Below are 5,239 nucleotides of genomic sequence, written 5' to 3'. Positions count from 1 at the left end.
AAGTAGGTTTGTACCCCCACCACTTCTTCGTGATTTCCCAGCACCAAATCCGTCACCATCCCTTCCCGGACGGATAGGTTTTCTTGGTTCTCGACGATTTGCTTCATCACAGCGGCGTATTCCCGCTTATCGGTCTGCGCCCGCAACGCCCAAACAGCTGGTCCTCGCGAGGCGTTCAGCACTCGCTTTTGCAGGTAGGTGCGATCGGCCATTTTGCCAATTTCTCCCCCCAACGCATCCACTTCATGCACCAATTGCGACTTGGCCGGTGCGCCGACAGCTGGATTGCAAGGTTGCCACGCAATTTTATCGAGATTTAGGGTCAGCAGCAGGGTACGGCAGCCCAGACGGGCCGCAGCTAGGGCAGCATCACATCCGGCGTGTCCCGCCCCCACCACGACTACATCAAATTCATCTTGAAATTCTACGGGGGAGTCAACGGTCATGGTTTCGCGATCGGCATGAGGTAGGCTTATATTTTAGCGGGTTCTTCGAGCGCCATCCTATTTCATTCGTCAATATCTATAGGGATCGTGCCTTCTGGCGATGACGAAATCTTGTTAATCGATCTAAATCTATCTACCGGTGCGATCGCATGAAAGAATCCCAACCCAAAAACAACTGGCGACGCTGGTACGACGAACTGGCCAAAACTGGGTCTCCCGAACTCCTAAAAAACTGGTACGGCGAGGTTGCTAGTGCCTACAACCGTACTCGTCCGAGCTATCCCCGAGAACTCATCGATCGGGCGATCGAAATCGCTCAACTGCCCCCAGAGGCAATCGTCCTGGAACTCGGTTGCGGTCCGGGTACTGCTACGGTAGACTTTGCCAAATCGGGTTTGGGGATGGTGTGCCTCGAACCCAGTCCGGATGCTTGCGAGTTGGCGCGACAAAACTGCGATCGCTACCCCAACGTCGCAATCCTCAACACCACCTTTGAAAAATGGCCCCTGGAAGCCGATCTATTTTCTGCGGTACTCGCGGCCACCTCGTTTCACTGGATTTCCCCGGACATCGCCTGTGCCAAAGCTGCCGCTGCCTTGAACGAGCGCGGTTCCCTGATTTTGCTGTGGAATACGCCCCCGCAGCCCAACTACGAACTTTTCCAAATCTTGCGCCCTGCGTATCGAACCCATGCTCCCACTCTCGATCGATACGACGACAAAGCCACCTACGAAGAGAACTTTTGCAGCTTCGGACGCGCGGTTCTCGACTCCGGCTATTTCCACGACTTGGTATCCGAGCAACTCACCCGCCACGTCACTTATTCGATCGACGATTATCTGGCACTATTGAGCACCCTATCCCCCTACATCGCCCTCGAAGCTAAGCAACGAGAAGCGCTATTTGCCGAGTTGAGAGACATCCTCGAAGGAAATTGCGGCTTGCAGATAGAGCTATCTCACCTGTCGGCGTTGCAGGTTGCCCGAAAACGATCGTAGGACTTTCGCTTTGCCTCTAGTCAGGTAGGATGTGAAGCGTGCAGCATAACGCATCAATGCCGCTAAAGCGGTTAACCGAATGCTTCTCCTCCTATAAACGCTGACATTCTCCATCAAAATTCGGATCGCCCCCGATCGATCTTCCCCACTTCTCCCACGGTCTCACCAATTCGATACTGGCTCGCCATATCGTAAAACAAGCGGTAGTAGTCCGCAAACTCCCCGCTGGGCGATCGACCCTCAAAATGATAAATCGCGGCCTCATCAATCAGAGTCAGACGCACGAGAGTCACTTCAGATGCCACCTCCACCGTCAATTTGCCCCGTACGCCTTGGTCTGTTGTAAAGTTAGCTGGCGTAACTTCAGAAATATTGCCACTCTCACCTGTCCGCAGCAAGTACCCACCCCAACCGGTCACTCGAACCTCGGGATTTTGAGGATGATAAAACGTTCGTCCGTCTAAATTAGAAGGCACGCGAGCACTAGTCCAATCGCCCGGATAGGGCAACTCAAAGCTAAATCGCGGATTTTCGTAGGTCTTCCAAGACTTGGGCATGGGGAAAGTTCGATCGCCGCAACCGAATAGAGACAGGACAAAAAGCCCAACAACCCAAGTTTTTTGAATTTGTGGTTTCAATCGTTGCATATTTGCCAACTCGAGTAATCTCGAGCTTTCTATTTTGCGCGCGGCGACATGGGTGTCATTCAAAATGAACCAACTCAAAGTCGCTCAACAACTAAACACTGCCAAGCCAGACACATACCCCTACACCCACCGAAACCAACACCTCCGGAGACAAAGTGTAAACTAATATTACAAAAATGCTGTCAAAACGGCTTAACGTCTTGACAGCATCCCAGAGATCCCGATATTGTGTTTTACATACCCGGGTTAACCAACTCAAAGTCGTATGCAAGACAAACAAAAAGTCACCCTGTATCTTTCACCCGAGCTGCATCGTAAACTCAAGATTCGATCGGCAGTGGACTCAGAACCCATGTCGACTATCGCCCAGCGAGCGATCGTATTTTATCTAGAGCATCCCGAAATCGTGGAGAGCATCGAAGAAAACTACGGTACGACGCATCAAGTTTACAACTGTCCCGAATGCGCTCATCCCGCGATCGTTAAAGACGGCGAAATGGTCTCTTTAGCCAATCAGCCAGGGATTCTGGTAGAGGACGAAGTTTCTGTAGCTCCGGTCAACTCTTCTGTAGAGTCCGAACAAGCTCGAGAGGTCGAAACCCTCGTCACTTGTTAGAGCCGATCGATATATATGTATGTCGATTATTTTTATCGATTAGTTGTATTTGATATTACCTGCCGTTTCGTCGAGCAGGAAACAAAATAAGGGTAGTACCGTTCAATAGGTCGAAGGTCATGAAAGAAGAGCTAAGCATCCTAATTAAAGCTCAATATCCATTAATATACCTGGTGACCTCTGAAGAGGAGCGGTCGGAGCAAGCGATTGCCACTATTGCTCAAACCCTAAAACCCCAACGTCGCGTTTTTGTGTGGACGGTGACGAACGGAATTGTCGAGTACGGTCAGCCGCGCACGACAACCCAACACAATACCGTTTCTCCAGAAGCTGCGATCGAGTGGGTGATTCGCCAAAAAGATCCCGCACTTTATATATTTAAAGACTTACACCCATTTGTGGATTCTCCCCCGGTGACGCGCTCCCTGCGAGATGCGATCGCCGCCTTCAAAGAATCGCAAAAAAATATCTTACTCATGTCTCCCGTTCAGCAAGTTCCCATCGAACTAGAAAAAGAGGTGGTGGTGTTGGACTTTCCTCTCCCAGATCTTAAAGAGTTAGATCGGGTACTCAATCACCAGCTTCAGGATGGGAAAAACAAGCGAATCAACACCGATGCTCGCGAGAAACTCCTCAAAGCGGCTCTGGGCTTGACGCGCGACGAAGCACAAAAAGTCTATCGAAAGGCTCAAGTGACGGCAAGTCGCCTCACTGAAGAAGAAGTTGATGTCGTTCTTTCCGAGAAAAAGCAACTGATTCGCCGCAACGGAATTTTAGAGTATATCGAAGAGGATGAAACCCTCGATTCGGTGGGTGGCCTCGAAGAACTCAAGCGGTGGCTGCACCAACGCTCCAATGCCTTTAGCGAACGAGCGCGAGCCTACGGTTTGCCCCAACCCAAAGGAATGCTGATTCTCGGGGTTCCCGGATGCGGTAAGTCCCTGATTGCCAAAACCACCTCTCGCCTGTGGGGATTGCCCCTGTTGCGTCTGGATATGGGGCGAGTGTACGATGGGTCGATGGTGGGTCGATCGGAAGCGAATCTGCGAAACGCCCTTAAAACCGCCGAGTCTATCTCACCCGTCATTCTCTTCATCGATGAGTTAGACAAATCCTTTGCGGGTAGTTCGGGTTCGGCAGATTCCGATGGCGGAACCTCTAGCCGCATCTTCGGTTCTTTCCTCACCTGGATGCAAGAGAAAAAATCTCCCGTCTTCGTCATGGCGACGGCGAACCGAGTCGAACGCTTACCCGGAGAGTTTCTGAGGAAAGGTCGCTTCGATGAAATCTTTTTCGTCGATTTACCCAACCAAGAAGAACGCCAAGAAATTTTCAAAATTCACCTCTCCAAACGCCGTTCGGAAATCGATCGCTTCGATTTAGACCAACTGGCTAACGTTTCCGACGGGTTTTCTGGAGCAGAAATCGAACAAGCTGCGATCGCCGCAATGTATGAAGCTTTCGCCCAAGATCGAGAGTTCACGCAGCTTGACATTATTGCCGCGATTAAGTCCACTATGCCGCTGTCGAAGACCATGACCGAACAGGTCAGCGCCTTGCGCGATTGGGCCCGACAGCGAGCCAGACCGGCGGCATCTTCCATGGCTGAATACCAGCAAATGGAATTTTAAAGGCTTTCTCTCGGCTGTGCCGGGGGCAAAGGCTAGCATCCCAAGTGCTAGCAGTTTACATCCAACACGTTGTCGTTCCACTTCAAATTCCCATTAGGAGGAAATCCAAATGTCTCATTTTAGCACTCTTCGCACCAAAATCACCGAAGCCGAAATCTTGAAAGCATCCCTACGCGATCTGGGCATCTCCGTCAAAACCGACGCTGATGTGCGTGGCTACAACGGCCAGCGGGTTCGTTCGGACATCGTTGCAGTCCTCGAAGGCGATTACGATTTGGGCTGGTCTCGCAATGGAGACGGTTCCTTCGACCTGATTGCCGACCTGTGGGGCGTTGCGAAGAAGCACAATCAAACGGAGTTGATCAACTCCATCAACCAAAAGTACGCTGTTAACAAGACTTTGACGGAAATCCGCCGTCCGGGTCTGCAAAATGCCAACGTCAAGCTGGTGGTGCAAAAGTAATTACTTCTGCGCGTTCCCAAGTTTCGGGTTAACTTCTCTCACTGCCAGTTAACCCGTTTTTTCCCATCGGATGGCGGCTCACACTGCCAAGTACTCCAAGGATATTCGGCGCGATCGCTTCTGTGCAAAGGCGAGCGCGCTTCTCCATGTTTATCGGTTTTATCCAACAAAAAGATCGAGCAATCTCCCCGTAGCAGTGGTTTTGGCGACTGGTCTATTAGCATGGTCGCGCGCTTGACACCAACTTCTGAAAGAATCGATCGACACACCCCCTCCAAACTCCAGCAATCGAACAACCCAGAACCTCGATTTTACGCAACGGCACCCCTTGAAGAATGGGTAGATGATAATTAAGCACGTTCGCGCAGCGTACCCTCAGCCGTATCGCTTAATTTCTTCTCCAGTTCTCTCCCCCAGCTCTCTCCCCTTCCCGTCGTC

7 protein-coding genes are annotated in these 5,239 nt (G+C 51.3%); 4 read left to right on the top strand and 3 right to left on the bottom strand.

All coding sequences use genetic code 11. The features are described 5' to 3' along the window. A partial coding sequence (locus tag IQ235_RS18220) for an FAD-dependent oxidoreductase (RefSeq protein ID WP_264322835.1) occupies positions 1-446 on the bottom strand: 446 nt, incomplete at its 3' end. A gap of 149 nt (positions 447-595) precedes the next feature. Here IQ235_RS18220 and IQ235_RS18215 point away from each other — a divergent pair. Beyond that, positions 596-1,444 (top strand): class I SAM-dependent methyltransferase, encoded by an 849-nt coding sequence (locus IQ235_RS18215; RefSeq protein ID WP_264322834.1) that lies wholly within the window; start codon positions 596-598, stop codon positions 1,442-1,444. A gap of 113 nt (positions 1,445-1,557) precedes the next feature. Here the strand turns inward: IQ235_RS18215 and IQ235_RS18210 are convergent, their stop codons facing one another. After that, positions 1,558-2,091 carry a hypothetical protein gene (locus tag IQ235_RS18210; RefSeq protein WP_264322833.1) on the bottom strand — a complete coding sequence of 178 codons (534 nt, stop codon included), beginning with the start codon at positions 2,089-2,091 and terminating at the stop codon, positions 1,558-1,560. A gap of 265 nt (positions 2,092-2,356) precedes the next feature. Between IQ235_RS18210 and IQ235_RS18205 the strand changes: the two genes are divergently transcribed. The 3 genes from IQ235_RS18205 to IQ235_RS18195 all read left to right on the top strand — a co-directional run bounded on the left by IQ235_RS18205 (position 2,357) and on the right by IQ235_RS18195 (position 4,801). Next, positions 2,357-2,707, top strand: coding sequence for a slr0373 family blue light stress response protein (locus IQ235_RS18205; RefSeq protein ID WP_264322832.1), 351 nt, complete (start codon positions 2,357-2,359; stop codon positions 2,705-2,707). A gap of 119 nt (positions 2,708-2,826) precedes the next feature. After that, the gene (gene ycf46, locus IQ235_RS18200) at positions 2,827-4,338 is read left to right on the top strand and encodes a stress-responsive protein Ycf46 (protein ID WP_264322831.1); all 1,512 of its coding nucleotides are present in this window, start codon (positions 2,827-2,829) and stop codon (positions 4,336-4,338) included. Positions 4,339-4,447: 109 nt separating this feature from the next. Then, positions 4,448-4,801, top strand: a complete 354-nt coding sequence (locus IQ235_RS18195; RefSeq protein WP_264322830.1) for a DUF1257 domain-containing protein — start codon at positions 4,448-4,450, stop codon at positions 4,799-4,801. A 38-nt stretch (positions 4,802-4,839) separates the two neighbouring features. Here the strand turns inward: IQ235_RS18195 and IQ235_RS18190 are convergent, their stop codons facing one another. Next, entirely contained in the window at positions 4,840-4,968 is a 129-nt protein-coding gene (locus IQ235_RS18190) for a hypothetical protein (protein WP_264322829.1), read from the bottom strand. Between the last annotated feature and the right edge of the window lie 271 nt (positions 4,969-5,239).

Source organism: Zarconia navalis LEGE 11467 (assembly GCF_015207075.1).
In the GTDB taxonomy this organism is placed as follows: domain Bacteria; phylum Cyanobacteriota; class Cyanobacteriia; order Cyanobacteriales; family Geitlerinemataceae; genus Zarconia; species Zarconia navalis.
The sequence above is the reverse complement of the archived record's forward strand: the minus strand, read 5'-3'. Positions and strand labels throughout refer to the sequence as shown.

Bases quoted from the DNA above. Each gene is read 5' to 3' on its own strand.
- IQ235_RS18215 (WP_264322834.1), top strand. From the start codon at position 596: ATGAAAGAATCCCAACCCAAAAACAACTGGCGACGCTGGTACGACGAA.
- IQ235_RS18210 (WP_264322833.1), bottom strand. From the start codon at position 2,091: ATGCAACGATTGAAACCACAAATTCAAAAAACTTGGGTTGTTGGGCTT.
- IQ235_RS18205 (WP_264322832.1), top strand. From the start codon at position 2,357: ATGCAAGACAAACAAAAAGTCACCCTGTATCTTTCACCCGAGCTGCAT.
- ycf46 (WP_264322831.1), top strand. From the start codon at position 2,827: ATGAAAGAAGAGCTAAGCATCCTAATTAAAGCTCAATATCCATTAATA.
- IQ235_RS18195 (WP_264322830.1), top strand. From the start codon at position 4,448: ATGTCTCATTTTAGCACTCTTCGCACCAAAATCACCGAAGCCGAAATC.